Genomic DNA, 24,751 nt, shown 5'->3' with positions numbered 1-24,751 from the left:
GGACGGACGGGACGGGGGACGACCGACGGGCTGTCGGACCCGCGTGCCACGATGGACCCATGAGCATCCTCATGCAGATCGTCGCCAACGGCGTCGCCCTCTGGGTGGCCTCCCTCCTGCTGGACGGGATCGAGTTCGGCGGCAGCGGCACCCAGAAGCTGATCACCATCATCGGCGTGGCCGTCGTCTTCGGGCTCGTCAACGCCCTGGTCAAGCCGTTGCTGAAGCTCATCTCGCTGCCCCTGGTCATCCTGACGCTCGGCCTGTTCCTCATCGTCATCAACGCCCTGATGCTGCTGCTGACCTCCTGGCTCTCCGGCGTCATCGGGCTCGACTTCAGCGTCCAGTCCTTCTTCTGGGACGCCGTGCTCGGCGGCATCATCGTCGGTGCCGTGGCCACGGTCGTCGACATGCTCCTGCCCGACGGGAAGGACTGAGATGGCCGGCGGGTCGACCGCGTCCGCCGGCGGGTCCCGGCGCGAGCCGGTCCGGCACGAGATCAGCACGGCCGACGGGCCGCTGCCCGCACTCCTCTGGCTGCCCGAGGGTGCCTCGGCGGACGCCCCGGTCCCCGGGCTGGTCCTGGTGCAGGAGATCTTCGGGCTCAGCGACTACATCCGCTCCCGCGGCGCGGACCTCGCCGACCAGGGGTATGCCGTGCTCGCGCCCCAGGTCTTCGCCCGCCTCGCCCCGCCCGTCGAGGCGGTGGAGGACGACGACCCGGACGTGCTCGGCACGGCGATGGGCCTCGTCGTCGGCAGGTCGACTGGGAGCTGGCGGTCCGGGACGTCCTGGGAGCCCGGGACGCGCTCGTCGCGATGCCCGAGGTCGAGGACCTGTCGGTGGGTCTGGTCGGCTTCTGCTTCGGCGGCGGCCTGGCCTTCGACGTGGCCGCCCGGGCAGCCCAGGCCGGCGCGCCGGTCGCGGCGCTCGTCAGCTTCTACGGATCGGCGCTGCCCGGGCTGCTGGCACAGGCCGAGCACGTCACCTGCCCCAGCCTGCACGTCTTCGGCACGGCCGACAGCTACATCCCCAGCGAGCAGGTCGAGCAGATCCGCGAGGCCGTCACCGCCGGCGGCACCCGGGAGCAGGTGCGCCTCGAGCTGCACGAGGGCGCCGGGCACGCGTTCGACAACCCCAACCCGATGTTCCACCACGAGGAGGCGAGCCGGGCGGCGTGGGCGCAGGCCGAGGAGTTCCTCGCCGAGCACCTCCCGACGGGGCGTTAGGCGGGCGGTGGCGCCAGCGGGAGGGGCGGCGCACCCGTCCGGCACGAGCGGCACCCGTCCGGCACGGGCGGCGGCAGGCGCCTGCGGCACGGGCGGCATACCCCTCCCTCACTGCTTGACGTTCACGTCCGGCAGGCTCCCGCCGGTGCGGTAGCGTGACCCTCCGAACGAAGCCGTCACCGTCACGCCGCGGCAGGCACGCCGCACCGATGGAGGAGTCAGCGTTGAGCGACGAGGAAGTCGCGCGGTCCACCGCGCCCAGCACGCACGAGCCGCCCGAGCGGGACATCACCGACGGTGGTCCGGACATGGTCCAGTTCCTCGCGGCCGACGGCACGCGGGTCGAGCCCAGCGCGGCGAGCGCGCCCTACCTGTCCTTCCTCGAGGACGTCGACGACGAGGCGATGCGCGGGATGTTGCGCGACCTGATCCTCGTGCGCCGCGTGGACGCCGAGGGCTTCGCGCTGCAGCGCCAGGGCGAGCTCGGCCTGTGGCCCAGCCTGCTCGGCCAGGAGGCCGCCCAGGTCGGTGCCGGCCGCGCGATGCGCCCGCAGGACTACGCCTTCCCCGGCTACCGCGAGCACGGCGTGGCCTGGTGCAAGGGCGTCCCGCCGGAGAACCTGCTCGGCCTCTTCCGCGGGGTCAACCACGGCGGCTGGGACAGCAACGAGAACAACTTCCACCTCTACACGATCGTCATCGGCAACCAGATGCTGCACGGCGTCGGCTACGCGATGGGCGTCCAGCTCGACGGTGACGTCGCGACCGGCGACCCCGACCGCGACACCGCCGTGATGGCCTTCACCGGCGACGGCGGCACCGCGCAGGGCGACTTCAACGAGGCGCTCGTCTTCGCCTCCGTCTCCAACGCCCCGGTCGTCTTCTACGTGCAGAACAACCACTGGGCGATCTCCGAACCCAACGAGCGCCAGTTCCGGGTGCCGCCCTACCGCCGGGCCGACGGGTTCGGCTTCCCCGGCGTGCGGGTGGACGGCAACGACGTGCTGGCCTCCTACGCCGTCACGCGCGCCGCGCTGGACCGCGCCCGGTCGGGGGAGGGACCGACGCTGATCGAGGCGTTCACCTACCGGATGGGGGCGCACACCACCTCCGACGACCCCACGAAGTACCGCATCTCCGCGGAGGTCGACATCTGGAAGGCCAAGGACCCGGTCGAGCGGATGAGGAAGTACCTGCTCACAGAGGGGATCGTCGACGATGACTGGCTCACCGGTGTCCAGGAGGAGGCCGACGAGCTGGCCCGCCGCATCCGCACCGCCTGCCAGACGATGCCGGACCCGCCGCACGAGCTGATGTTCCAGCACGTGTACGCCGACGCGCACCAGCTGGTCGAGCGCGAGGCCGCCGAGTTCGCGGCCTACCAGGCCGGCTTCGAGGACTGAGGAGGAGAACGGGATGACGACGACGACCAGCGCCTCCGCGGGCGGGGCGGCCTCCGCGCCCGCCGCACGCCCGGGTGGAACCGCCGCCGGGACGGGGAGCACGGCGCGGCGCACGACGATCGCCAAGGCGCTCAACGCCGGCATGCGTGCCGCGATGGAGCGCGACGACAAGGTCCTGCTCATGGGCGAGGACATCGGCAAGCTCGGCGGCGTCTTCCGGATCACCGAGGGCCTGCAGAAGGACTTCGGCGAGCACCGGGTGCTCGACACCCCGCTGGCCGAGTCGGGGATCATGGGCACGGCCGTGGGCCTGGCGCTGCGCGGCTACCGGCCGGTGGTGGAGATCCAGTTCGACGGGTTCGTCTACCCCGCCTTCGACCAGATCGTCTCCCAGGTCGCCAAGATGCACTACCGCTCCCTCGGGCGGCTGAAGCTGCCGATGGTCATCCGCATCCCCTACGGCGGCGGCATCGGCGCGGTCGAGCACCACAGCGAGTCCAACGAGTCCTACTTCTCGCACACCGCCGGCCTGCGGGTCGTCACCGCGTCCACGACCGAGGACGCCTACTGGATGATCCAGCAGGCGATCGCCAGCGACGACCCCGTCGTCTTCTACGAGCCCAAGCGCCGCTACCACGAGCGCGGGATGCTGGATCTCGGCGACGGCAGCGCGCCCGACCTGGCGGAGGCGCCATACTCCCTGGGCGAGGCGGTCGTGCGCGCCGAGGGGACCGACGTCACCGTGCTGACCTACGGCCCGATGGTCAAGGTCGCGATGGCCGCGGCGCAGGCCGCCGAGCTGGAGGACGGGCCCTCGATCGAGGTGCTCGACCTGCGCTCGCTGTCGCCGATGGACACCGACGCGATCGAGGCGTCGGTGACGAAGACCGGGCGGTGCATCACCCTCTCGGAGGCGCAGACGTTCACCAGCGTCCACGCCGAGATGGCCGCGTGGGTGCAGGAGCACTGCTTCTACTCCCTCGAGGCGCCGGTCCTGCGGGTCGGCGGCTACAACATCCCCTACCCGCCCAGCCGCCACGAGGAGGTCTTCCTCCCCGACCTCGACCGCGTCCTGCACGCCGTCGAGACCGTGCTGTCCTACTAGGACGTATGCCGTTCGCGCGCGCCCGTCCTCGTCCCTCCGCCCGTCGCGCCGCCGACGCTGATCACGCAAGGAGCTCCTCGTGCCCGAGTTCAAGCTGCCGGACCCCGGTGAGGGTCTGGTCGAGGCCACGATCGTCCAGTGGAAGGTCGCCGTCGGCGACACGGTGAAGACCAACGACATCGTCGTGGAGGTCGAGACCGCCAAGTCGCTCGTCGAGCTGCCCATCCCCTGGGACGGCACCGTGACCGCGATCCTGGCCCCGGAGGGCGAGGAGGTCGAGGTCGGTGCCCCGATCATCACGATCGACACCGGGGACGGTGCGGGAGCCGGGTCGGCGGGGGACGGTGCGGGAGCCGGGTCGGCGGGGGTCGACGACGGCGGTGCGGGAGACACCTCGGCCGAGGACGTGACCGACGCGGCGACCGCCGCCAGTGACGACCTGGTGCCCACGCCGCCGGCCGGTGGCGGGGACGAGGGTGGTTCGGGGTCGGGCGGCTCGGGTGGTCGGGAGGCGATGCTCTCGGGTACGGCGCGATCGAGACGTCAACCACCCGCCGCCGCCGTCGGGGTGCCGCGGTCACCGAGGAGGCCGCGCAGCAGGCCGGTGCCCCGCGCCGGGCCAAGGCCGCGCCGCCGGTCCGCAAGTACGCCAAGGACAGGGGCGTCGACCTGACCCGGGTCACCTCCAGCCGCGAGGACGGCGTGGTCACCCGCGCCGACGTGGACAGCTTCCTCGCCGGCGACGCCGCCAGCGAGTCGGCCCAGCACGCGGCCGCCCAGCACGCCGTGCCCCCGGCCCAGGGTGCGGCGACGGAGCTGGGCGAGGTCGCCTCGCCGGCGACGGCTGGGGGGGACACCGGGGGCGGCGCCCCCCGGGCGGCATACCAGCGTCCCTCGTTCTCCCGCTCCGGCGAGCGCGAGGAGCGCACCGAGGTCAAGGGCGTGCGCAAGATGATGGCGCAGGCCATGGTCAGCTCGGCTTTCACCGCACCGCACGTCACCGAGTTCGTCACGGTGGACGTGACGAGGATGATGGACCTGGTCGAGCGCCTGAAGAAGGACCGTTCCTACGGCATGACCGACCTCAAGGTCAGCCCGCTGCTGGTGCTGGCCAAGGCCATGTGCCTGGCGGTCCAGCGCAACCCGGGCATGAACGCGGTCTGGGACGAGGACGCGCAGCAGGTCGTGCAGCGCAACTACGTCAACCTCGGGATCGCGGCGGCCACCCCGCGCGGGCTGGTCGTGCCGAACATCAAGGACGCCGACCTGATGGACCTGCGCCAGCTGGCCGTGGCGCTGGGCGACCTCGTCGCGACGGCCAAGGCCGGGCGCACCCAGCCGGCCGACATGTCGGGCGGGACGATCACGATCACCAACGTGGGCGTCTTCGGCGTCGACACCGGGACGCCGATCATCAACCCCGGCGAGTCGGCGATCGTGGCGTTCGGCGCGGTCCGGCGGATGCCGTGGGTCGTGGGTGAGGGCGCGGACGAGCGTATCGAGCCGCGCTGGGTCACCCAGCTGGCCGTGTCGTTCGACCACCGCCTCATCGACGGCGAGCTCGGGTCGAAGTTCCTCGCGGACCTGGCCGCGCTGATGGAGGACCCCGCCCGGGCGCTCGTCTGGGGCTGAGGTCGGCTGGCCAGGTCGGGACACGCCCCGCCCGGACGACCCTGAGGGTTCACGTGAACCCCGTGGGTCGAGCCGGACTGGCGTGTCGCGGCCCGGTCGGACCGATCTGGGGGACGGCGAGGCCCGGCGCACTCCCGACGCCTCCGGGTCGGGCCGATCTGGGGGACGTCGGGGCCCGGCGAGCTCCCGTCACCTACCCGTCTGTGAGGTGACCTGTCCGCCGCGGGCCCGCGGCCGCATACGATCGCGCACATGGCTTCCCGCGCCCGGCTCCAGGACCGGTTGTTCTCGCTGCTCACGACCGTCGCGGCGCTGGTCGTGCTCGTGGTGGGGCTCAGCCGCGGCAACGTGCGCTTCGCGGTCCTGGGGATGCTGTTCTTCCTGGGGGCTACGGGGTGCTGCACTCGGTCAGCCGCCGGCTGATGCCGGCCGCCCGGCTGCTCGACGGGTCGGAGGCCGACCAGGCCGAGCGGATGGCGCAGTTCCGCGCGACGAGGCTCACCGGGCAGGTGGCGCTGGGCGTGGCGGCCGTCGCGCTGGTGCTCGAGCTGACGATGCAGTGGCCGCAGGCCCTGTGGGTGGCCGGTACGGCGATGCTGGTGGTGGCGGTCTTCGTGGGTGCGCTGTGGTTCTACGGCCGGTCGGCGAGGCGCTGACTCTCCACCGGCACCGGCACCGGCACCGGCACCGGCCGCTGCACCGGCACCGACACCGGCACCGGCACGGCCGCTACACCGCCGCGCCGGACCCCGGAACGACCCGCCACCTCAGCGGTCGACGCCGCGCCCGTCAGGTGCTGCGCCCGTCAGGGTCGCGAGCGTCGTCGGCCACCTGAGTGACCTCCTCCGTCGTGGTCCCCTCGTCGACCGCCCCGCTCCCGGCTCCCACGCTCGGGCCGACCCCGCGCCGTCGCGTCGCCGCGAGGGCCTGCAGCTGGTCGGTCTTGTCACGGGCCGCCTGCTCGCCGGAGTCGATCGCGATCGTGGACCGGTGGAAGTCGCCGATGTCCACACCTGCGATGGGCGGGTCGATGAGCACGTCCGGCCGGTAGAAGCCCAGCCTGGCCGCCGTCAGCTGCGCCTGCATGACGTCGATCGCCCGGAACGCCTCGCGCAGGGTGCCCAGCGCGTGCCGACGCTGGTAGCGGTCCGCCTCGATGTCGGGGGCGGACATCGGCGTCAGCGTCGTGGCGTCGACGGCGACGACCCGGCGGGCGCCCAGGGCCAGCGCCCCGTCGACCGGGATCTGGTTGAGGATGCCGCCGTCGACGAGCAGCGCGTCACCGGCCGGGACGGGCGGGATGACGCCCGGGTAGGCGGTCGTCGCCCGCAGCGCGGTGATGAGGTCGCCCTGGGAGAGGTAGTGCAGGCGCCCCTCCACGATGTCGGTGGTCGCCAGCACGAGCGGCAGCTCGAGCTCCTCGAAGGTGGCAGGCAGGTGGTCCGAGAGCCAGGCGGCGATCCTCTTGCCGCTGAGGAGCCGCCCGCTGATGCGCCAGTCGATCATGGAGGTCCACCGGACCTCTCCCGCGACCCTGGTCATCTCCTCGGCGGTGTACCCGGCCGCGATGAACGCCCCCACCAGCCCGCCCATGCTCGTCCCGGCGACGAGGTCGGGGCGGATGTCCAGCTCCTCGAGCACCCGCATGACACCGATGTGGCACAGCCCCCGTGCGCCTCCGCCACCCAGCGCCAGGCCCAGCGGCGACTCCAGCCGGCGCAGCTCGGCCTGGTGGTCGTGGGGCGCGGGCGCGCCCCGACGGCCACGCTCCCTGCGACCCGGCGGCAGCGGCACGGCTCAGGGGGTGAGGTTGAGGACGTCGAGGACGGCGCGGGCCAGCTCCTCGTCACCCACGACCTGGTAGGCCGTCCCCTCCGAGGGGCAGCGGCCGGCCGCGCGGCGCCCGAGGGCGTGGGTGGACAGGGCGATCGAGGTGGTCCGGTCGGCCGACTCGTCGTCGACGCTGGGGACGTCGTCCTCGTCGCTGGTCTGGCCGGTGAACAGCTCGTGCGCCACGGGGTCGCCGTCGGCGTCGGTGCCGATGCGCACGCCGCCGCGGGCCGTGACCGGTCCGGTGCACTCGAGGATCACGACCGTGCCGGGCTCGGGCCGCACCTTCTCCAGCACGATGGTGGGCAGGGCGTCCAGGACCTGCGAGACGACCTCGCTGGCCCCCGGGGAGTCCAGCGAACCGGGCCGGTCCAGGGCGTCGCGCAGGTCCTGCTCGTGGACCCAGACGTCGAAGATGCGCCGGCGGGTCAGGTCCTCGAAGGTGGCCTGGCGTCCGCGCACCGACCGGACGGGGGTGTCCAGCTCCAGGTCGGGGTCGTACATGCTCGCGGCCCGCACGTCGAGGAGCCCGCGCAGCTCGGCGACCAGCGCCCCCGCGGGTCCTGGTCGCGGCGGGCGCGCACGCCCTCCTCGACCCAGGCGCCCAGGGAGTTGCGCACGTGCTCGGGCTCGCCCACGCGGACGGGATCGTCGCCGACGCCGGACCAGCCGGCCCCCGGGTGCTCGGAGCCGGACAGGTAGTCCTCGACGTGCACGACGTGGGCCAGGTGGTCGCGGGCGGTCCACCCGGGGCAGGCGGTGGGCAGGTCCCACTCCTGCTCGCGGAGGGAGTCGGCGACGTCGCAGAACGAGCTGAGCGTCTGCCGGTAGGCCTCGACGAGGCCGGAGACGTCGACGGGCGGAGCAGGATGGACGGGCATGTCCCTCAGGCTACGCGCCAGCCCCGACAACGCCCCAGTCGTGCAGGTCGGAACACGCAGGTATGCCGTCGCGCGGCCCGGTCCTCCCCGGCGCCCCGGGACGCGAGGACCCGGGGCCGTGACGTCGTCGGGTCAGGAGGTGCAGGAGGCGAGGAGCTCCTCCTGCGCGGCGCGGAGTCGGTCGTGTCCACCTCGGGCACGGTGATCTCCGCGTCGGACACGGTCTGGTCCGGGTCGTCGAGGACGGCGTCGCGGACCTGGACGAACGGGGCGTTGACCCGCTCGAGCAGGCCGGCCTGGTCGGCGGAGGCGTCCTCGACGAGGTCGGTGATGCGCTGGCTGAGCAGGCTGACCTCGCCGTAGGAGGCGGGGTCGCTGACCTGCGCGTCGTCGAGCATCGTCCGGTTCTTCTCGGCACGGTCGGCCAGCTGCACGGCCCCGCTCTGGAAGAAGTCGGCGCAGACCTGGTCGTCCATGGGGGCGGCGTCGGCGGTGCCGCCGGCGGTGTCGGTCCCCTCGGCCCCGGCGTCGCCGGTGCTCCCGGTCGTGCCGTCCTCGGTGGTGCTGCTCTCGCTGGCGGCGGGGGGGTCACGGTCTCGTCCGCGCCGTCGTCGGAGCAGCCCGCCAGCACCAGGCTCAGACCCAGGGTGGCGGTCACGGTGATGCGTCGCATCGTCATGTCATCCTTCGTCTCGTCGTGTCCACGTGCCGCAGGGACGGACGTCGTCGGTGCACCCGTGCCATGCCGGAGGTCACGCTCCGGGCGGCCGACGCCTCCTGGGGACGGAGCGCACGGGGGTCGCGGTACAGGGGCACCCGTGCGCAGTCCGGCACCCGTGTCGCCTGCGACCTCCCATTATGACTCCTCGGTAACACCGGGACGAGCCAGGGTGGGCCGGGACGGTCAGGGGGCCGACCTAGCATGGCCCCATGTCCACCGTCAGCGCCTCCGCGACCGGGTCGCCGCGGTGGGCCACGCCCGTCACGGTCCTGCTGGTCGCCCTCGTGACGGCGGTGCCGGCGGCCGCGCTGACGGGAGCCGCCGCCCCGCTGGTGCTGGGGGACGCCGGTCCGCTCGTGCGCTGGGGTATGCCGCTCGTGGGGGTGGTGCACGACCTCGCGGCCGCGCTCACGGTCGGGCTGCTCGTCGTCGCCGCGTTCCTCGTCCGCGAGGGCCCGCACGACCGACCGTCGGGGGAGCGCCGCCCGGCTGGCGGTGCGCTCGACCCTCGTGTGGCTGGCGAGCGCGGTCGTGGGCCTGGTGCTGACCTTCGCCGAGCTGGCCGGCATCCCGGTCTCCGCCCCGGGGTTCGTCGGCGACCTGGTGGACAACGTCTGGCGGCTGGAGCTCACGCGCCTGCTCCTCACCGAGATCCTGCTGGTCACCCTGCTCCTGCTCCTGGTGACGTGGGCACGGACCCGTGGGGCGCTCGCCTGGTCGACCGCGCTCGCCGTGCTCGCGCTCACGCCGCTGGCGTTCACCGGGCACTCCGCCTCGGCGATCGGCCACGAGACGACGGTGACGGGTCTGGGCCTGCACCTGGTCGGGCTCAGCGTCTGGGTCGGCGGGCTGATGGCCATCGCCATGCTGCTGCCCGTGCTGGGACAGGCGCTGCCCGACACCGTGCGCCGCTACTCGGTGCTCGCGCTGTGGAGCTACGTCGCGGTCGGCCTGTCGGGCGTCATCTTCTCCACCGTGACGCTGGGCGGCCTCGAGAACCTCACCACCCCCTACGGCCTGGTCGTCGTGGCCAAGGCGGGACTGCTGGTCGCGCTGGGCGTCCTCGGCTGGCAGCAGCGGCGCACCGTCGTGGCGCGTGGCGTGGTGGACTCCCCGGGCCGGTTCGCCCGGCTGGCCTCCGTCGAGCTGGCGGTGATGGGGGTGGCCGTCGCCCTCGGGGTCGTGCTCGCCCGGACCGAGCCGGCGGTGCCCGAGCAGGTCGACGTCAACTCCGTCATCGACCTCACCGGCTACCCGATGCCCGAGCCGTGGGGCGCCGACCGGTTGCTGACGACCTGGCGGGTGGACTGGTTGTTCCTGCTCATGGCCCTGACCGCCGTGGGGCTCTACGCGTGGGGCGTGGTCAGGCTGCGGCGGCGCGGCGACCGCTGGCCCGCGTGGAAGCTGCTCCTGTGGGTGCTGGGGTGGGCCGTCTTCGTCTACGTGACCAACGGCGCGCCCGGTGTCTACGGGCGGGTGATGTTCTCGGTCCACATGGTCGAGCACATGGCTCTCATGATGGCCGTGCCGATCCTGCTGGTCCCGGCCAGCGCCATCACGCTCGCCCTGCGTGCCCTGCGGGCCCGGCGGGACCGGACCCTGGGTCCGCGCGAGGTGCTGCTGGCGCTCGTGCACTCCCGGTGGGCCTCGTTCGTGGTCAACCCGGCCGTCGCCGGTGCGATGTTCTTCGGCAGCCTCGTCGTCTTCTACTGGAGCGGCATGCTCGGGTGGGCGCTGACGACCCACGTCGGCCACCTGTTCATGGTCATCCACTTCACCCTGACCGGCTACGCCTTCGTCTGGTCCCTCGTCGGCACCGACCCAGGCCCGCCCAAGTGGCCCGCGCCGTTCCGGATGATGGTCCTGCTCATCACCCTCGCCGCGCACGCGTTCTTCGGGCTGGCGCTCATGCAGGGGGCGTGGTTGCTCGCACCGGAGTTCTTCAAGACGATCGCGTGCCGTGGGTGCCCGACCTGCTCGCCGACCAGCAGCTCGGGGGCACCATCGCCTGGGGCATCGGCGAGCTGCCGACCGTCGTCCTCATGCTCATGGTCGGTCTCGACTGGCTGCGCCGGGACACCCGGGAGGCCGTGCGCTCGGACCGGCAGGCCGACCGGGACGACGACGCCGAGCTGCGGGCCTACAACGAACGGCTCGCCGCCATGTCCGCCCGTTCCGACCGGAGGAGCACACCATGAAGATCGCCATCATCCAGCTGGGCTACGGCGAGGGGGCCGACGAGAGCGTCGTCGCCCGGGCCGCCCGCGTCGCCGACCTGGTCAGCGAGCACGCGCCGGGGCACGACCTCGTCGTCCTGCCCGAGCTGTGGAGCGCGGGCGGCTTCGCGGTCTCGGAGTGGGAGGAGCGTGCCCAGTCGCTGGAGGGCCCCGAGCTGCCCGAGGCCCTGGCCCCCCTCCGGGAGGCGGTCCGAGGCACGGGTGCGGTGCTGCACACACCGGGTCGGTGGTGGAGCGGACCACCGAGCCCGGGGTGGAGGGCCGCCACCTGCGCAACACCTCCGTGGTGCTCGACCCGGAGGGCCGCGTCCTGGCGACCTACCCCAAGATCCACCGCTTCGGGTTCGGCGGCGGCGAGCCGCGGCTGATGGAGGCCGGGGGCGACCTGGTCGTCATGGACCTGCCCGCCCCGGCCGACGCGCTGCGGGTGGGCCTGTCGACCTGCTACGACCTGCGCTTCCCCGAGCTGTACCGCGCCCAGGTGGACCTCGGGGCCGAGCTGTTCCTCGTCCCGGCGGCCTGGCCGGCGCCGCGCGTGGAGGCGTGGCGGCTCCTGCTGCGGGCCAGGGCGATCGAGAACCAGTGCTTTCGTCGTGGCCTGCAACACCGTCGGCGAGCACGCCGGCATCCGGATGGGCGGCTTCAGCGCGGTCGTCGACCCGTGGGGCAAGGTCCTGGCCGAGGCGGGGACCGAGCAGGAGGTCCTGTCCGTCGAGATCGACCCGGGCGAGGTCCGGCGGGCCCGGACCGACTTCCCCGTGCTCGGCGACCGGAGGCTGTGAACCGGGCCGGGGCGGACCGGGGCCGGGAGCGGCCAGCGCGTCCGGCCTGCCTCGTGGTGCGGAACGGGCTACCGTGGTGGGCGATCTCCTCGGAAAGGAACCACCATGGGCCTGGGCCTCGGCATCTTCCTCCTCGCCGTCGGCGCGATCCTCGCGTTCGCGGTCGACTACGCCGTCAGCGGCATCGAGGTGAACACGATCGGATTCATCCTCATGGCGGCCGGGGTGCTGTCGCTGCTGCTGGGTCTGGTGATGAACACCCAGCGGGCCAACACCACGCACCGTGAGGTCGTCGACCGCCGCGACGACACCGACGTGCGTCACCGCGACGTCTGAGGCCCGTCGCGATCCAGGACCGGACGGACGTCGGGGGGTCGGGCCAGGGCGGGCGTCGGGGGCGCGCCCAGGTCGCACAGCACGCACCCAGGTGGGGTCCCTACCCTGGAAGCGTCCCCCCGTGTCCCACCGTGAGGCTCCCTGACGCATGAGCGAGACCGCCCACCGCGAGGCCGCCGTGCTGTCCCCGCCGGCCTCCGGGCGCGCGCCGACGCCTCCCGGGCGGGACCTGACCGGCGTGCCGGCGCTCACCGCCGCCGAGCGGTTCGCCCTGCTCCGGGACCGGGTCCACCGGACCCTCCCCGGAGCGCTCGGGCGGATCGTGCCGGCCACGGCGATCGGCTTCGCGGCGATCAGCTCCTTCACCTACGCCGTCGACCTCGGCATCCTGGCCGTGGGCTACGGCCTCGTCGGCCTGCCGTACCCGCTGGCCGTCACCCTGGGCTACCTCGTCGCCTTCACCCTGGCCTTCGTGCTCAACCGGTGGCTGAACTTCCAGTCGCACGGCCACGTCGCCGGGCAGACCGGGCGCTACGTCCTCACGGTGGCGGCCAACTACCTGCTGTTCATCCTGCTGCTGTCGACCACGCTCGAGGCCGTGGGCGTGCACTTCCTCGCCGCCCGGCTCGTCGCCGGCGCCTGCGAGGCGGTCTTCATGTACCTGATGATGCGCATCGTCGTCTTCCGGCAGAAGCGCTACGCCTGACGGCGCCGAGGCCCCGCCCGGTCCGGGCGAGGCCTCTCCGACCGTAGGGGTCAGGCGCTCAGAAGGACTCCTCCGGCAGCTCCATCAGGTCGGACGCGTCGCCGGCGGTGACCACCCGGCGGTCCGAGCCCAGGCGGGGCAGCACCTCCGCCGCGAAGAACCGGGCGGCGGCCACCTTGCCGCGCAGGAACGCCTCGTCGGCCGGGCGCTCGCCCGCGTCGAGCAGCCGCTGGGCCACCTCGGCCTGGCGCAGCAGCAGCCAGGCGATGAGCAGGTCGCCCGCGGCGAGCAGCAGCCGGGTGGTGTGCAACCCGACGGCGTAGATCTGCTCGGCCTCCTGCTGGGAGGCCATCGCCCTGCCGGTCAGGTGCTCGATCATGGCCTGCAGCTCACCCAGCGCCCGCAGCACGGCCTGCCGTACGTCGCCGAGCCCGTCCTCGGTCTGCGCGGTGGCGGTGCCCATGATCTGCTGCGCGACGTAGCCCAGCGCCGCGCCCTTGTCCCGGAGGATCTTGCGGAAGAAGAAGTCCAGGCCCTGGATGGCGGTCGTGCCCTCGTAGAGCGAGTCGATCTTGGCGTCGCGGACGTACTGCTCCAGCGGGTAGTCCTGCAGGAAGCCGGACCCGCCGAAGGTCTGCAGCGACTCGGTCCCGAGCAGCACCCAGGCCCGCTCCGACCCGCACCCCTTGACCAGCGGCAGCAGCAGGTCGTTGACCCGCACGGCCATCGCGGCGGGGGAGTCCGCCTCGACCTGCTCCCCGCCGGAGGCCAGCTGGGCGGCCTGCACGGTGTCCTGGAAGGAGGCGGTGTAGAGCATCAGCGCCCGCAGCCCCTCGGCATACGACTTCTGCAGCATGAGCGAGCGCCGCACGTCGGGGTGGTGGGTGATCGTCACCCGCGGGGCCGTCTTGTCCGTCATCTGCGTCAGGTCCGCGCCCTGGACCCGCTCCTTGGCGTAGTCGAGCGCGTTGAGGTAGCCGGTCGACAGCGTCGCGATCGCCTTGGTGCCCACGAGCATCCGGGCGTACTCGATGACGCGGAACATCTGCGCGATCCCGTCGTGCACCTCGCCGACCAGCCAGCCGACGGCCGGCCGCGACGCGTCCTCGCCGAAGCGCAGCTCGCAGGTGGTGGAGACCTTCAGGCCCATCTTGTGCTCGATGTTGGCCACCTCGACGCCGTTGACCTCGCCGAGCTCACCGGTCTCCCGGTCGACGTGCGTGCCGGGGACGATGAACAGCGACAGCCCCTTGGTGCCCGGGCCGGCGCCCTCGGGCCGCGCCAGCACGAAGTGGATCACGTTGTCGTAGAACGGAGCCGTCCCGCTGGTGATGAAGCGCTTGACCCCCGTCACGTGCCAGGTGCCGTCCTCCTGCTGCACCGCCTTCGCGCGCGCCCGGCGCCGACGTCGGAGCCGGCGTCCGGCTCGGTGAGCACCATGGTGGCGCCCCACTTCTTGTCCACCATCAGCTGGGCGAAGCGCTGCTGCTCGGGGGTGCCCAGGCGGTAGAGCACGGTCGCGAAGGAGAACCCGGCGGCATACATCTTCACTGCGGGGTTGGCCCCGAGCACCATCTCGGCGACGGCCCACGCCAGGCTCGGCGGGGAGGCGGTGCCACCCAGCTCGGTCGGGACCTCCAGGCGCCACCACTCGTTGTCGACCCAGGTCTGGTACGACCTCTGGAACGACTCGGGCATCGTCACCGACCCGTCGCTGGTGTCCAGCACGGGAGGCGTGCGGTCGGACTCCATCAGCGAGTCCCCGATGGGTCCCTCGGCCAGCTCGGCGACCTGGCGCAGCACGTCCCGCGCGGTCTCCGCGTCGATGTCCTCGAACGGCGCGGTGCCCAGCACCTCACCCCGTTCGAGCACGTCGAACAGCATGAACTCGATGTCACGGACGTTGCTCCGGTAGTGCCCCACGGTCGCCTCCACGCTGAGTCCCAGTACCCGGTACCGGGAGTACCTACTTCTTGGTAACAAGTGTGGACCACGGGTCCCGGGAAAGCAACAGCGGGGGTATGCGGTCGCGCCCCGGGTGCGGGGGCGCTCGAAGGCCGCGTGTGCTGGGGTGCGCGGATGTCGCGCCTGTCTGTGTGCGGATGGTGGGCGTGCCTGGGGGCAACGGTGTTGCGTAGCCGGGGTGCGCGGCTCCTGCGTGTGCCCGGGGTGCGCTCGTCAGAGCCTGAGCAGCTGCTCGCGGGTCGCCCGGGCCAGGCACTCGGCCGTGCGGTGCCAGGAGGCGTGCGCACCGAACCGGGCCGAAAGGTCGACCGCGCTGACCTTCCCCACCTGCGCGACCGGGGTGCCCGGCCGCACGGTCCCGACGAGGACCACGACCGGGATGCCGTGCCGGGCCGCTGCCGCAGCCACGCCCCCGACCACCTTGCCGCGGAAGGACTGCTCGTCGAGGGCGCCCTCACCGGTCAGGACCGCGTCGGCCCCGTCCAGCGCGGCCTCCAGACCGACGTGCTGCGCGACGACGTCGAAGCCCGGGGCGAGCCGGCCCCCCAGCGCCACCAGCCCGGCGCCCAGGCCACCGGCGGCACCGCCGCCCGGCAGGGTCGGCAGGTCGACACCGGCGGCGCTCATGCGCGCGCCGAAGACGTCGAGGTACTCCTCCTGGACGCGTTCGAGCCGCTCGGTCAGCTCCTCCACCTGCTCGGGACTGGCGCCCTTCTGCGGTCCGAAGACCCTGGCGGCGTCGGTGAGCACGGTCGTCACGTCGCAGGCGACGACCAGGTCGACGCCCAGCCCCAGCGGGGTGCGTCCGTCCAGGCCCTCCAGGACCGCGGCGACGGCGTCGCGACCGCCGTCGGTCATGGCCGATCCGCCGAGACCCACGACGACGGTCCGGGCACCGGCGCGCACCGCCTCGGCCACGAGCTCCCCGGTGCCGCGGCTCGTCGCCCGCACCGGGTCGTTGCCGGCGCCCCCGCCGGCCAGGAGCAGGCCCGAGGCGCGGGCGCTCTCGATGACGGCCGTGCCGTCCTCGCCCAGCCGCCACGGCGCCTCGACCGGCCGCCCGTGCGGCCCGGTCACCAGGCTCGTCCGCGTGGCCCCGCCGAACGCGTCGAGCATGCCCTCCCCGCCGTCGCAGAACGGCATACCTTTCACCTGCCAGCCCAGCTCCTCGGCGGCGGGGGTGACCGCGGCGACGACCTCGGGGGCGGTCAACGAGCCGCGGAACTTGTCCGGGGCCACGACCAGGACGCGGCGGCGGTCGCCGGCGCTGCTGCCCCGCGCCGCTCCGCTTGCCTCGCCCCTGTCCATCAAGCGATGCTAGCGGTCGACCGGACAGGGGGTGGCAGGTGAAGCAGCTGCTCGGCCGTGCCGCCACCGTCCTGGGCGTGGTGGTCGTGGCCCTCGGCCTGTGGGCGCTCGCGGAGCCGCGGCTCGTCCTCGAGACGGCGCGCCACACCGTCGAGATCCCCGGGCTGGACGCGGACCAGTCCGGTGTCGAGGTGGCCGTGCTCTCCGACCTGCAGGTGGGGATGTGGTGGGCCAACACCGGCATGGTCCGCCGGGCGGTCGACGAGGTGCTGGCCGAGGACCCCGACCTGGTGCTCCTGCCGGGCGACTTCCTCTACAGCACCGAGCCGGACGTGCAGACCCAGGTGGACACGGTGCTCGCGCTGCTCGCGCCGCTGGTGGACAGCGGCATCCCGACCCTGGCGGTCCTCGGCAACCACGACCACGAGGCGGGAGGTGCCCAGGAGATCGAGGCGGCGCTGGAGGACGCCGGCATCGACGTGCTGCTCAACGAGTCGGTCGTGGTCCCGGTGGCCGGGACGGGGGGCTCCCAGGAGGGCGGGGGAGAGACCGGTGGCCTGCACGTGGTGGGCGTGGGCCCCTCCCGTCCCGGGCTGGCGGACCCCGAGAAGGCCGTGGCCGACGTCCCGCCGGACGCGCCACGCATGGTGATGATGCACAACCCGGCCGCCTTCGTTGACCTGCCGGCACAGACCGGGCCGCTCGCCGTGGCCGGCCACACGCACTGCGGCCAGATCGCGCTGCCGTTCGCGCCCCACTCCTCCTACCTGGGGCTGACCGAGGAGGAGGAGGTGGTGGCCGACGGCTGGGCGCCGGACGACCACGGCGCCGAAGGCAACGACCTGTTCGTCACCTGCGGCGTGGGCTTCAGTCTGCTGCCGGTGCGCTTCAACGCGCCTCCGCAGGTCGCCTTCTTCGAGCTGGTGGCCCCGGGCGGCTGACGGCCAGGCCGGGTGGTCTGGCCGGGCGGCCCAGCAGGGTCTGGCCGGGCGGTTCGGACGGAGACGGCCAGCTGGGTGGTCTGGCGGAGCGGTCTGGGCCGAGACGCGCACGGCCGCGACGACCCTGAGGGTTCACGTGCACCCCCCAGGTCGAGCAGCCCGGGCGTGTCCCGACATGGGGGGTCGGCGACGAGTGCGGGTCAGCGGGGGTCGGCGCGGAGAGTGCGGGTCAGGGCGGGTCGCCCGGAGAGTGCGGGTCGGCGCGGAGAGTGCGGGTCAGCGCGATGAGCGGTCTGGCGTCGACCGTCCCTGGCCGTCGTCCTGCTCCGGCTGGTCGCGGCCCCGCGGGGGCTGCTCCTTATCGCGCCCCTTCTCGCGCTTCTCCTGCTCCTTCGCCTCCTGCTTCCTCTCCTTTCGCTCCTCCCGCTCCTGCTTCTGCGCCTCCTGCTCCTCCTCCTGCTCCTCCCGCTCCTTCTCCTCCCGCTCCTCCTCCTCGTGGGAGAGCTCGCGCTCGGACAGCATGTCCAGGGTCTTGGACATCGTGATGAGTACCGCGGTGGCCGTGGGGGAGGCGGGGGTCGAGGGGTCGTTGACGGCCTCGTCGAGACGCGCGGTGGCGGCGTGCATCCGGCGCAAGTCCAGCTGGTCCTTGGTGAGGCGCCACTCGTCGAGGAGCTCCTGCAGTGCGGCCAGCGCCTCCGTCGTGGCCTCACGCACCAGGTCCGGCATCCGGGGACCCTTCAGGTCCCGTCCTGCCGAGACCAGCTCCATCGCGGCGGCCGCGAACTCCCAGGTGCGCAGCTGGTCCTCGGCGCGCGCGATGGTCGCGGCGTGCTGGTGCGCGCGCTGGTTCTTGCGCCGTGCGTCGCGCAGCTCGGCGACCGACTGGCGGGCCCGGGAGAGCTCCTGGTCGAGGTCGGGTCGGCGTCCCTTGCGGGGGTCCTCGGCGTCCTCCCGCATCTTCTCCAGGCTGCGGGCGTCCTCCTGGCGGGTGCTCTCGGTCTCGGTACCTCCGGTCGTCGCCGCTCCCCGGGTCTCGCGCTGGTCGTCGCGACCCTCGGCGTCGGCGGAGTCGCGGGGCGCGTCCTCGTCGGCGTCGGCGTCGCCGTCGGCGTTCCTCTCGCCCTCGTGCGAGCCCTGATCACCCGTCCTCTCGTGACCGTCCCCCTCCTCGTCACGCTCGTCTCTCGTCGACGCCCTCGATGCACTCCTCGATCCGGGTCGACAGCGCGTAGCGCAGCCGGTCCAGGTCACGCTCCGCCAGCGCCACCGGCTGACCGGGCAGGACCACCGCGATGAGCACCGCGACGGCGGCCCCGATGAGGATGAGGCCGGTGTAGTAGCCGACGAACTCCAGCTCCCCGTTGCCGAAGATCAGCGTGAACAGCGCCGCGGTCGGCACCCACGACCCCATCGGGCCCAGCCAGCGGAAGGCGCCCAGCAGCACGGCGAGGCCGACGGTGATCGCCATCGGGAGGAAGTTGTCGACGTCGCCGAAGATGTCGGCCACCGCCGCCGCGGTGCCGCCGAGCACGATCGCCGCGGCCGCCTGCAGCGCCGTGCGCAGCGAACCGCCCGGGTTGTTCGTGGTGGCGATGACCGCCCCCAGGGGGGCGTAGTAGGCGTACTGGGACGCCTCGCCGGGCAGGTTGTACCCGACGATCCAGGCGAGGCCCACGGCCAGCATGGTCCGGAAGGCGTTCGCTGCCACCGGGTTGCGGTCCCACAGGGACACGGAGGTGTGCAGGGCGGTGCGCGCGGAGGTTGCGGTCGGGGTCGCCACCCTCCGATTGTGACCCAGGACGCTGGGCGGGGCGGGAGCGGGTGGTGGTCCCGCGGCAGCCGGTGGCCGCCGTCCCCCCGCAGCGGATGGCCGTCCCGCGGCAGCCGGTGGCCGTCCCCGGCGGCCCGTGGCCGTCCCCCGGGCCGGGGGTGGGTGGCGGCACGGGGGTGCCATGCAGGATGATGCGGGACCATGAGGACGTCGATGAGGACGAGAACCCGTGGCCGCGCCGTCGCCGGCGTCGCCGCGGTGGCCCTGCTGACCGGGTGCAACGCGGGCGCCGGCAGCAGCGACCCCACCACCGATCCGGACGACGGAGGGACGGCGGAGGGGGACCCGCCCGACGGGGGCAGCGACACCGCCGACGCCACCGGTGGCACGGCCGCTCCCGGGGGCGCCGCCGGCAGCGATGAGACGGTGCGCGTCGGCCTCGTCGCCGAGCCCGCCAGCCTCGACTTCTCCACCACCGACGGTGCTGCGATCCCGCAGCTGCTGCTCGACAACGTCTACGAGACGCTCGTGCGGGTCGACGTGGAGACCGGTGAGGTCGTCGGCGCGCTCGCCGAGGACTGGGAGGTCAGTGACGACCGGTTGACCTACACCTTCACCCTCAAGGAGGGCGTCACCTTCAGCGACGGCGCGGACTTCACCGCCGAGGACGCGGCGTTCTCCCTCGAGCGGGTCTCCTCCGACGCCTGGACCACCAGCCTGAAGGCCCAGCTCGACGTGGTCGAGAGCGTCGAGGCGGTCGACGAGCAGACCCTCGAGGTCACCCTGGCCCAGCCGAGCAACCAGTTCCTCTACGCCCTGACCACCCGCGTCGGCGCGATGTACGACACCGAGGGCGTCGACGACCTGGCCAACGACCCGGTCGGCACCGGCCCCTACGTCTTCGACGAGTGGCAGCGCGGCTCCCAGATCACCCTTCAGCGCAACGAGGACTACCACGGGGAGACGCCGTACTTCGCCACCGTGGAGATGCACTACTTCCGCGACCCCAACGCGCTGAACAACGCCATGCTCACCGACGCCATCGACATCGTCTCGACCGTCCAGGCGCCGGAGTCGCTCGCCGAGTTCGAGAACGAGGACTACCAGATCGTCGAGGGCACCACCAACGGCGAGGTCGTCCTGTCCTTCAACAACGCCGACGGGCCGTTCTCCGACCTGCGCGTGCGCCAGGCCGCCCGCCACGCCATCGACCACCAGAGCCTGCTGGACACCTGCTGGGCCGGCCGCGGCGAGCTCATCGGCAGCATGGTGCCCCCGACCGACCCCTGGTACGAGGACCGCACCGGCGACTACGCCTTCGACCCCGAGCAGGCCCGCACCCTCCTGCAGGAGGCCGGCGCCGAGGGCGAGGAGGTGCGCCTGCGCCTGCCCACCCTCCCGTATGCCGTCGCGTGCGGCACCGTGGTCGAGTCCATGCTCGAGGACGCGGGCTTCGAGGTCACCGTCGACGAGCTGGAGTTCCCCTCGGCCTGGCTGGAGACGGTCTACACCAACAAGGACTACGACATGTCGGTCATCGCGCACGTCGAGCCGCGGGACCTGGGCACCGTCTTCGGCAACCCCGACTACTACACCTCCTACGGCACCGAGGAGCTGCAGGCCCTGCTGGCCGAGGCCGACGCCGGCACCCAGGAGGAGCAGGTCGAGACGATGAAGGAGGCGGCCGAGCTGATCAGCACCGACGCGGCCGCCGACTTCCTCTTCCTCCTGCCCAACCTCATGGTCGCCGACCCCGACATCACCGGGCTGCCGGAGAACGCGATCACCGAGTCCTTCCGCCTGGCCCCGCTCGGGCGCGGCTGAGCGGCATACCCGAAGATCCCCAGCGGCCCCTCCCGGGGCGAGACGGAGACCACCTCCCCCATGCTCCTGCGAGTCGCGCACCGGTTGATGGTGCTGCTGGTGAGCCTGGCGCTGGCCTCGGTGGTGGTGTTCGCGTTTATGCGCGTGCTGCCCGGCGACCCGGCGCGGGTGGCGCTCGGGGTGAACGCCTCGGAGGAGGCGGTGCGGGCGCTGCGCACGCAGTTCGGGCTGGACCGGCCGGTGGTCGTGCAGTACGTCGACTGGGTCGGCGGGCTGCTGACCCTGGACCCGGGCATCGAGTTCCTCTCCCGCGCGCCGATCGGTCCGCAGATCGCCGACCGGCTGCTGGTGACCACGTGGCTCGTCGTCGCCTCGATGGTCCTCGCGCTGGTCGTCGCGGTCCCCGTCGGCCTGTGGATGGCGCTGCGGCACCGCCACTGGGACGGGATCGTCCTCTCGGGCTTCTCGCAGGTGGGCGTGGCCGTGCCCGCCTTCCTGGCGGGGATCCTCATGATCTCGGTGTTCGCCGTCCGGCTGGGCTGGCTGCCCTCCGGCGGGTGGGTCGTCCCGGCCCGGGACCCCGTGGCTTCCTGCAGCGGCTGGCGATGCCGACGCTGTCGCTCGCGCTGGTGCAGGGGGCGGTGCTGGCGCGCTACGTGCGGTCGGCCGTGCTCGACGTGCTCCGCGAGGACTACCTGCGGACCGCCCGGGCCAAGGGGCTGCGGCCGGTGCAGGCGCTGGTGCGGCACGGCCTGCGCAACGCCGCGGTACCGGTCGTCACGGTCCTGGGCCTGCAGCTGGCGACCCTGCTCATCGGGGCGGTCGTCGTCGAGCGGGTCTTCGTCATCCCTGGGCTGGGCTCGCTGCTGCTGGACTCGGTCGCCAAGCGCGAGCTGCTGACCGTGCAGACGGTGGTCATGGTGCTCGTCGTGGCGGTGCTGGTCATCAACTTCGTCGTCGACCTGCTCTACCTGCTCATCGACCCGCGGCTGCGTAGGGCGGCGCGATGAGCGGGCAGGGCGGACCCCTGACCGGTCCGGGCACGCCGGAGGGGCCCGTCACCGGCGGCCGCGTCGAGGAGCCGGGGGGCCGGTGGCGGGCCGGGGACCGGCGGGGGGTCGGGGACCCCCGGTGCCGGACCAGTCCTCGAGACCGCGCCGTCGACCGGCCGTGCCTGGGGGCGGCGGCTCAACCCGAGCCTCGTGGTCGGCGGCCTGCTGGTGGCCGCGATCGTCGTGCTGGCCCTCGTCTCCTACGTCTGGACGCCCTGGCCGCCGATGCGGGTGCTGCCCGTCGAGGCCTACCAGACCCCCAACGCCGAGCACTGGCTGGGCACCGACCGGCTGCGGCGCGACGTGTTCACCCAGATCCTCGTGGGCGCGCGCACGACCCTGTACGTCGGGCTGGTCGCCGTCGGCGTGGCCGCCGTCGTCGGGGTGCCGCTCGGCATCCTCGCCGCGATGTCGCCGGGCTGGCTCGGCCAGGTCGTCATGCGCACCAACGACGTGCTGCTGGCCTTCCCCGCCCTGCTGCTGGCGATCATGTTCGCCGCGCTCTACGGCGGGTCCACCCGGGTGGCGATGATCGCCATCGGGATCGCCACCATCCCCGCCTTCGCGCGGATCACCCGCTCGGGGGCGCTCGGGGTGATGAAGAGCGAGTATGTCGTCGCCGCGCGCGCCGCGGGGCGCTCCCCGCTGGCGATCGCCTGGCGCCACGTGCTGCCGAACGTGGCCGGGCTGGTCATCGTCCAGGCGTCGGTCTCGTTCGCGATCGCGATCCTGGCCGAGGCGGCGCTGGCCTACCTCGGCCTGGGCACGCCCACCGGTCAGGCCTCGTGGGGGCGGATGCTCTACGAGGCGCAGACGACGCTGCGCTCGGCCCCCCACCTGGCGCTCATCCCCGGCGGGGCGATCGCGCTGTCGGTGCTGGGCTTCAACCTCTTCGGGGACGGCCTGCGCGACTGGCTCGACCCCAAGCTGGAGAGGCGGTGAGCGGCGTGGGCGAGGAGGCACCGGGCGGGGCGACGGCGGTCCGGCCGGAGGAGGGCGGCGGCCGGGACGTGCCCGAGGTGCCCGACCGCACCTCCTGCAGGTCACCGGCCTGGACGTGCACGCCGGGTCCACGCCGCTGCTGCAGGACGTCTCGTTCTCGATCGACCGGGGCGAGCGGGTGGGGCTGATCGGCGAGTCCGGGTCGGGGAAGTCGTTGACCGCCCTGGCCGTCATGGGCCTGCTGCCCGAGGGACTGTCTGCCGGGGGCGACGTGCGGCTCGCGGCGCGCAGCCCCGCGGAGCACAACCTGCTCCAGCTGGGCGAGCGGCAGCTGGCCCGGCTGCGCGGGGACGGCATGTCGATGGTCTTCCAGGAGCCGATGACCGCCCTCAACCCGACCATGCGGGTGGGGTCCCAGGTCGCCGAGGTGATGGTCCTGCACCGCACCCGCTCGACGGCGGACGCCCGTCGACGGGCCGTCGAGCTGCTCGACCAGGTCGGCCTGCCCGACCCCGCGCACGTGGCCCGGGCCTATCCGCACGAGCTCTCCGGCGGCCAGCGCCAGCGCGTCGTCCTGGCGATCGCCCTGGCCAACGACCCGGCGCTGCTCATCTGCGACGAGCCGACGACCGCCCTGGACGTGACCGTGCAGGCGACCGTGCTCGACCTCGTCGTGCGCGGCGTGGAGGCCCGCCACGCCGGGATGCTCTTCATCACCCACGACCTGGGCGTGGTGGCGACGGTGTGCGAGCGGGTGCTGGTCATGTACGGCGGCCGCATCGTCGAGGCCGGTCCCGTCCACGAGGTGTTCTCCGACCCGCGGCACCGCTACACGCAGGGGCTGGTCGCCGCGAGCGACCTCTCCGGGGCCGACGGTCGGCGCGGACGGGCCCAGCTGCCGACGATCCCGGGGACGGTCCCGCCGGCGGGCCGCTTCCCCGACGGCTGCGTCTTCCGGACCCGCTGCGAGCACGCCACCGACGTCTGCGCGACCCTGCCGCCGTGGACGGCGCGCGGGGAGCACGCGGCGGGCGCGACCGCATACGGCTATGCCTGCTTCCACCCCGCAGGAGGTGAGGGGGATGGCTGAGAGAGCCCGCCGCCCGCCCCGCCCGGGCCGCGTCCGCCGACGGGGCCGACGTAACCGACGGGGTCGGTGCGGCCGACCCGACCGTCCCCGCCGTCGAGCTGCGCGGGGTGGGCCGGCAGTTCCGGCGCCGGCGCACGTCGCTGCTGACCCCTGCGCCGGTCGTCGACGCCGTCCGCGACGTGTCCGCCACGATCGCCCGGGGCGAACGGTTCGGCATCGTGGGCGAGTCCGGGTCGGGCAAGTCGACCCTCCTGCGGCTCATCAGCGGGCTCGACCAGCCGACGGCGGGGGAGATCCTCGTCGAGGGCCGGCCGGTGCACGACCAGCCCGCGCGCCGGCTGGGCTGGCTGCGCGAGACGCTGCAGCTGGTCTTCCAGGACCCGATGAGCAGCCTCGACCCGCGGATGCGCGTGCGCGACATCATCGCCGAGCCGCTGGTCGCCCAGGGCCGGCACGACAACCGGGCGCGGGTGGACGAGCTGCTCGTGGCGGTCGGGATGTCGGCCGAGGCGGCGGACCGCTACCCGCATCAGTTCTCCGGCGGCCAGCGCCAGCGCATCTCGGTCGCCCGCGCGCTCGCCCCGGGGCCGGACATCCTGGTCGCCGACGAACCGGTCAGCGCCCTCGACGTGTCCGTCCGCGCGCAGGTGCTCAACCTCATCGACGAGGTCGTCGAGGAGTTCGACCTGACGCTGGTCTTCGTCTCCCACGACCTGTCCGTCGTGCGCCACGTGTGCGACCGGGTGGCGGTGATGCGGCGGGGGGAGTTCGTCGAGGTGGCGCCGACGGAACAGCTGTGGACCGACCCGCAACACCCGTACACCCAGCAGCTGCTCGCCGCCGTGCCCGACCTCACGAGTGCCCTCGCCGGCCGGACGGCGAGGGAGCTGGCCGCCGACGTGGCGCGGCGGGGGCAGGACCCCGGGGCGACGGGTGAGGTGGGGGCGACGGGCGAGGCGGGCTGAGGTCCCGGGCACCCGAGCACGCGCCGAG

At 73.4% G+C, this 24,751-nt stretch carries 24 protein-coding genes and 5 pseudogenes; 20 read left to right on the top strand and 9 right to left on the bottom strand.

Translation table 11 applies throughout. From position 1 onward, the window contains the following. Positions 1 to 59 precede the first annotated feature (59 nt). From ACQ95T_RS17365 to ACQ95T_RS17325, 9 genes and pseudogenes are all read left to right on the top strand, one after another. Complete coding sequence (locus ACQ95T_RS17365; protein ID WP_425942115.1) at positions 60 to 437, top strand: phage holin family protein; 378 nt, start codon at positions 60 to 62, stop codon at positions 435 to 437. A 1-nt stretch (position 438) separates the two neighbouring features. Beyond that, a pseudogene (locus tag ACQ95T_RS17360) lies at positions 439 to 645 on the top strand (hypothetical protein); the annotation flags it as partial. A gap of 173 nt (positions 646 to 818) precedes the next feature. Continuing rightward, entirely contained in the window at positions 819 to 1,229 is a 411-nt protein-coding gene (locus ACQ95T_RS17355; protein ID WP_431473169.1) for a dienelactone hydrolase family protein, read from the top strand. Positions 1,230 to 1,453: 224 nt separating this feature from the next. Continuing rightward, positions 1,454 to 2,632 (top strand): pyruvate dehydrogenase (acetyl-transferring) E1 component subunit alpha, encoded by a 1,179-nt coding sequence (gene pdhA, locus ACQ95T_RS17350; RefSeq protein ID WP_425942112.1) that lies wholly within the window; start codon positions 1,454 to 1,456, stop codon positions 2,630 to 2,632. A 13-nt stretch (positions 2,633 to 2,645) separates the two neighbouring features. Further along, on the top strand, positions 2,646 to 3,737 hold the full coding sequence (locus tag ACQ95T_RS17345) for an alpha-ketoacid dehydrogenase subunit beta (protein ID WP_425942110.1): 1,092 nt from the start codon (positions 2,646 to 2,648) through the stop codon (positions 3,735 to 3,737). Positions 3,738 to 3,816: 79 nt separating this feature from the next. Beyond that, a complete protein-coding gene (locus ACQ95T_RS17340) occupies positions 3,817 to 4,410 on the top strand; it encodes a biotin/lipoyl-containing protein (protein ID WP_431473168.1) in 594 nt (197 codons plus the stop codon). Further along, positions 4,407 to 5,369, top strand: a complete 963-nt coding sequence (locus tag ACQ95T_RS17335) for a dihydrolipoamide acetyltransferase family protein (RefSeq protein ID WP_431473851.1) — start codon at positions 4,407 to 4,409, stop codon at positions 5,367 to 5,369. The genes ACQ95T_RS17340 and ACQ95T_RS17335 overlap by 4 nt, the downstream gene beginning before the upstream one ends. A gap of 252 nt (positions 5,370 to 5,621) precedes the next feature. After that, a complete protein-coding gene (locus ACQ95T_RS17330; RefSeq protein ID WP_431473167.1) occupies positions 5,622 to 5,792 on the top strand; it encodes a hypothetical protein in 171 nt (56 codons plus the stop codon). Then, positions 5,765 to 6,025, top strand: a complete 261-nt coding sequence (locus ACQ95T_RS17325; RefSeq protein ID WP_431473166.1) for a hypothetical protein — start codon at positions 5,765 to 5,767, stop codon at positions 6,023 to 6,025. The genes ACQ95T_RS17330 and ACQ95T_RS17325 overlap by 28 nt, the downstream gene beginning before the upstream one ends. A gap of 133 nt (positions 6,026 to 6,158) precedes the next feature. Here the strand turns inward: ACQ95T_RS17325 and ACQ95T_RS17320 are convergent, their stop codons facing one another. From ACQ95T_RS17320 to ACQ95T_RS17300, 5 genes are all read right to left on the bottom strand, one after another. Further along, positions 6,159 to 7,163, bottom strand: a complete 1,005-nt coding sequence (locus tag ACQ95T_RS17320; protein ID WP_425942104.1) for a patatin-like phospholipase family protein — start codon at positions 7,161 to 7,163, stop codon at positions 6,159 to 6,161. Positions 7,164 to 7,166: 3 nt separating this feature from the next. Further along, complete coding sequence (locus ACQ95T_RS17315; protein ID WP_431473165.1) at positions 7,167 to 7,703, bottom strand: hypothetical protein; 537 nt, start codon at positions 7,701 to 7,703, stop codon at positions 7,167 to 7,169. Further along, on the bottom strand, positions 7,628 to 8,080 hold the full coding sequence (locus tag ACQ95T_RS17310; protein ID WP_431473164.1) for a maleylpyruvate isomerase N-terminal domain-containing protein: 453 nt from the start codon (positions 8,078 to 8,080) through the stop codon (positions 7,628 to 7,630). Before ACQ95T_RS17310 ends, ACQ95T_RS17315 begins: the two co-directional genes overlap by 76 nt. 5 nt (positions 8,081 to 8,085) lie before the next feature. Continuing rightward, positions 8,086 to 8,556, bottom strand: a complete 471-nt coding sequence (locus ACQ95T_RS17305) for a hypothetical protein (protein WP_431473163.1) — start codon at positions 8,554 to 8,556, stop codon at positions 8,086 to 8,088. Positions 8,557 to 8,997: 441 nt separating this feature from the next. Continuing rightward, positions 8,998 to 9,213, bottom strand: coding sequence for a hypothetical protein (locus ACQ95T_RS17300; RefSeq protein ID WP_431473162.1), 216 nt, complete (start codon positions 9,211 to 9,213; stop codon positions 8,998 to 9,000). A gap of 440 nt (positions 9,214 to 9,653) precedes the next feature. On the opposite strand from ACQ95T_RS17300, the pseudogene ACQ95T_RS17295 reads away from it, so the two are divergent. The 5 genes and pseudogenes from ACQ95T_RS17295 (at position 9,654) to ACQ95T_RS17275 (ending at position 12,862) form a co-directional block, all read left to right on the top strand. Continuing rightward, positions 9,654 to 10,999 (top strand): annotated as a pseudogene (locus ACQ95T_RS17295) (cytochrome c oxidase assembly protein). Between the two features lie 127 nt (positions 11,000 to 11,126). Further along, positions 11,127 to 11,567 (top strand): annotated as a pseudogene (locus ACQ95T_RS17290) (nitrilase-related carbon-nitrogen hydrolase); the annotation flags it as partial. A gap of 64 nt (positions 11,568 to 11,631) precedes the next feature. Further along, positions 11,632 to 11,820, top strand: coding sequence for a nitrilase-related carbon-nitrogen hydrolase (locus tag ACQ95T_RS17285; protein WP_431473161.1), 189 nt, complete (start codon positions 11,632 to 11,634; stop codon positions 11,818 to 11,820). 105 nt (positions 11,821 to 11,925) lie between these two features. Then, positions 11,926 to 12,156: a DUF6458 family protein gene (locus ACQ95T_RS17280; RefSeq protein ID WP_425942094.1), complete on the top strand. Its 231-nt coding sequence runs from the start codon at positions 11,926 to 11,928 to the stop codon at positions 12,154 to 12,156. Positions 12,157 to 12,304: 148 nt separating this feature from the next. Next, positions 12,305 to 12,862, top strand: coding sequence for a GtrA family protein (locus ACQ95T_RS17275; protein WP_425942092.1), 558 nt, complete (start codon positions 12,305 to 12,307; stop codon positions 12,860 to 12,862). Between the two features lie 58 nt (positions 12,863 to 12,920). On the opposite strand, the pseudogene ACQ95T_RS17270 reads toward ACQ95T_RS17275, so the two are convergent. Both ACQ95T_RS17270 and ACQ95T_RS17265 read right to left on the bottom strand, forming a co-directional pair. Further along, positions 12,921 to 14,785, bottom strand: a pseudogene (locus ACQ95T_RS17270) (acyl-CoA dehydrogenase). 255 nt (positions 14,786 to 15,040) lie between these two features. After that, a complete protein-coding gene (locus ACQ95T_RS17265) occupies positions 15,041 to 16,135 on the bottom strand; it encodes a glycerate kinase (RefSeq protein ID WP_425942088.1) in 1,095 nt (364 codons plus the stop codon). A gap of 38 nt (positions 16,136 to 16,173) precedes the next feature. On the opposite strand from ACQ95T_RS17265, the gene ACQ95T_RS17260 reads away from it, so the two are divergent. Beyond that, complete coding sequence (locus ACQ95T_RS17260; RefSeq protein WP_425942086.1) at positions 16,174 to 17,076, top strand: metallophosphoesterase; 903 nt, start codon at positions 16,174 to 16,176, stop codon at positions 17,074 to 17,076. 276 nt (positions 17,077 to 17,352) lie between these two features. On the opposite strand, the gene ACQ95T_RS17255 is transcribed toward ACQ95T_RS17260, so the two are convergent. Further along, positions 17,353 to 18,330, bottom strand: coding sequence for a hypothetical protein (locus tag ACQ95T_RS17255; RefSeq protein ID WP_431473160.1), 978 nt, complete (start codon positions 18,328 to 18,330; stop codon positions 17,353 to 17,355). Further along, positions 18,251 to 18,859, bottom strand: coding sequence for a hypothetical protein (locus tag ACQ95T_RS17250; RefSeq protein ID WP_431473159.1), 609 nt, complete (start codon positions 18,857 to 18,859; stop codon positions 18,251 to 18,253). Before ACQ95T_RS17250 ends, ACQ95T_RS17255 begins: the two co-directional genes overlap by 80 nt. A gap of 204 nt (positions 18,860 to 19,063) precedes the next feature. Between ACQ95T_RS17250 and ACQ95T_RS17245 the strand changes: the two genes are divergently transcribed. The 5 genes and pseudogenes from ACQ95T_RS17245 to ACQ95T_RS17225 all read left to right on the top strand — a co-directional run bounded on the left by ACQ95T_RS17245 (position 19,064) and on the right by ACQ95T_RS17225 (position 24,723). Next, a complete protein-coding gene (locus ACQ95T_RS17245; protein ID WP_425942082.1) occupies positions 19,064 to 20,674 on the top strand; it encodes an ABC transporter substrate-binding protein in 1,611 nt (536 codons plus the stop codon). 60 nt (positions 20,675 to 20,734) lie between these two features. Continuing rightward, positions 20,735 to 21,684: pseudogene (locus tag ACQ95T_RS17240) on the top strand (ABC transporter permease). A 192-nt stretch (positions 21,685 to 21,876) separates the two neighbouring features. Further along, positions 21,877 to 22,668, top strand: a complete 792-nt coding sequence (locus tag ACQ95T_RS17235; RefSeq protein ID WP_431473158.1) for an ABC transporter permease — start codon at positions 21,877 to 21,879, stop codon at positions 22,666 to 22,668. 115 nt (positions 22,669 to 22,783) lie between these two features. Continuing rightward, entirely contained in the window at positions 22,784 to 23,758 is a 975-nt protein-coding gene (locus ACQ95T_RS17230; RefSeq protein WP_431473157.1) for an ABC transporter ATP-binding protein, read from the top strand. 107 nt (positions 23,759 to 23,865) lie between these two features. Beyond that, on the top strand, positions 23,866 to 24,723 hold the full coding sequence (locus ACQ95T_RS17225) for an ATP-binding cassette domain-containing protein (protein WP_431473156.1): 858 nt from the start codon (positions 23,866 to 23,868) through the stop codon (positions 24,721 to 24,723). The last annotated feature ends 28 nt before the right edge of the window (positions 24,724 to 24,751 follow it).

The sequence above is a fragment of the Ornithinimicrobium carbonis genome (assembly GCF_050703245.1).
GTDB lineage: Bacteria > Actinomycetota > Actinomycetes > Actinomycetales > Dermatophilaceae > Ornithinicoccus.
The sequence above is the reverse complement of the archived record's forward strand: the minus strand, read 5'-3'. Positions and strand labels throughout refer to the sequence as shown.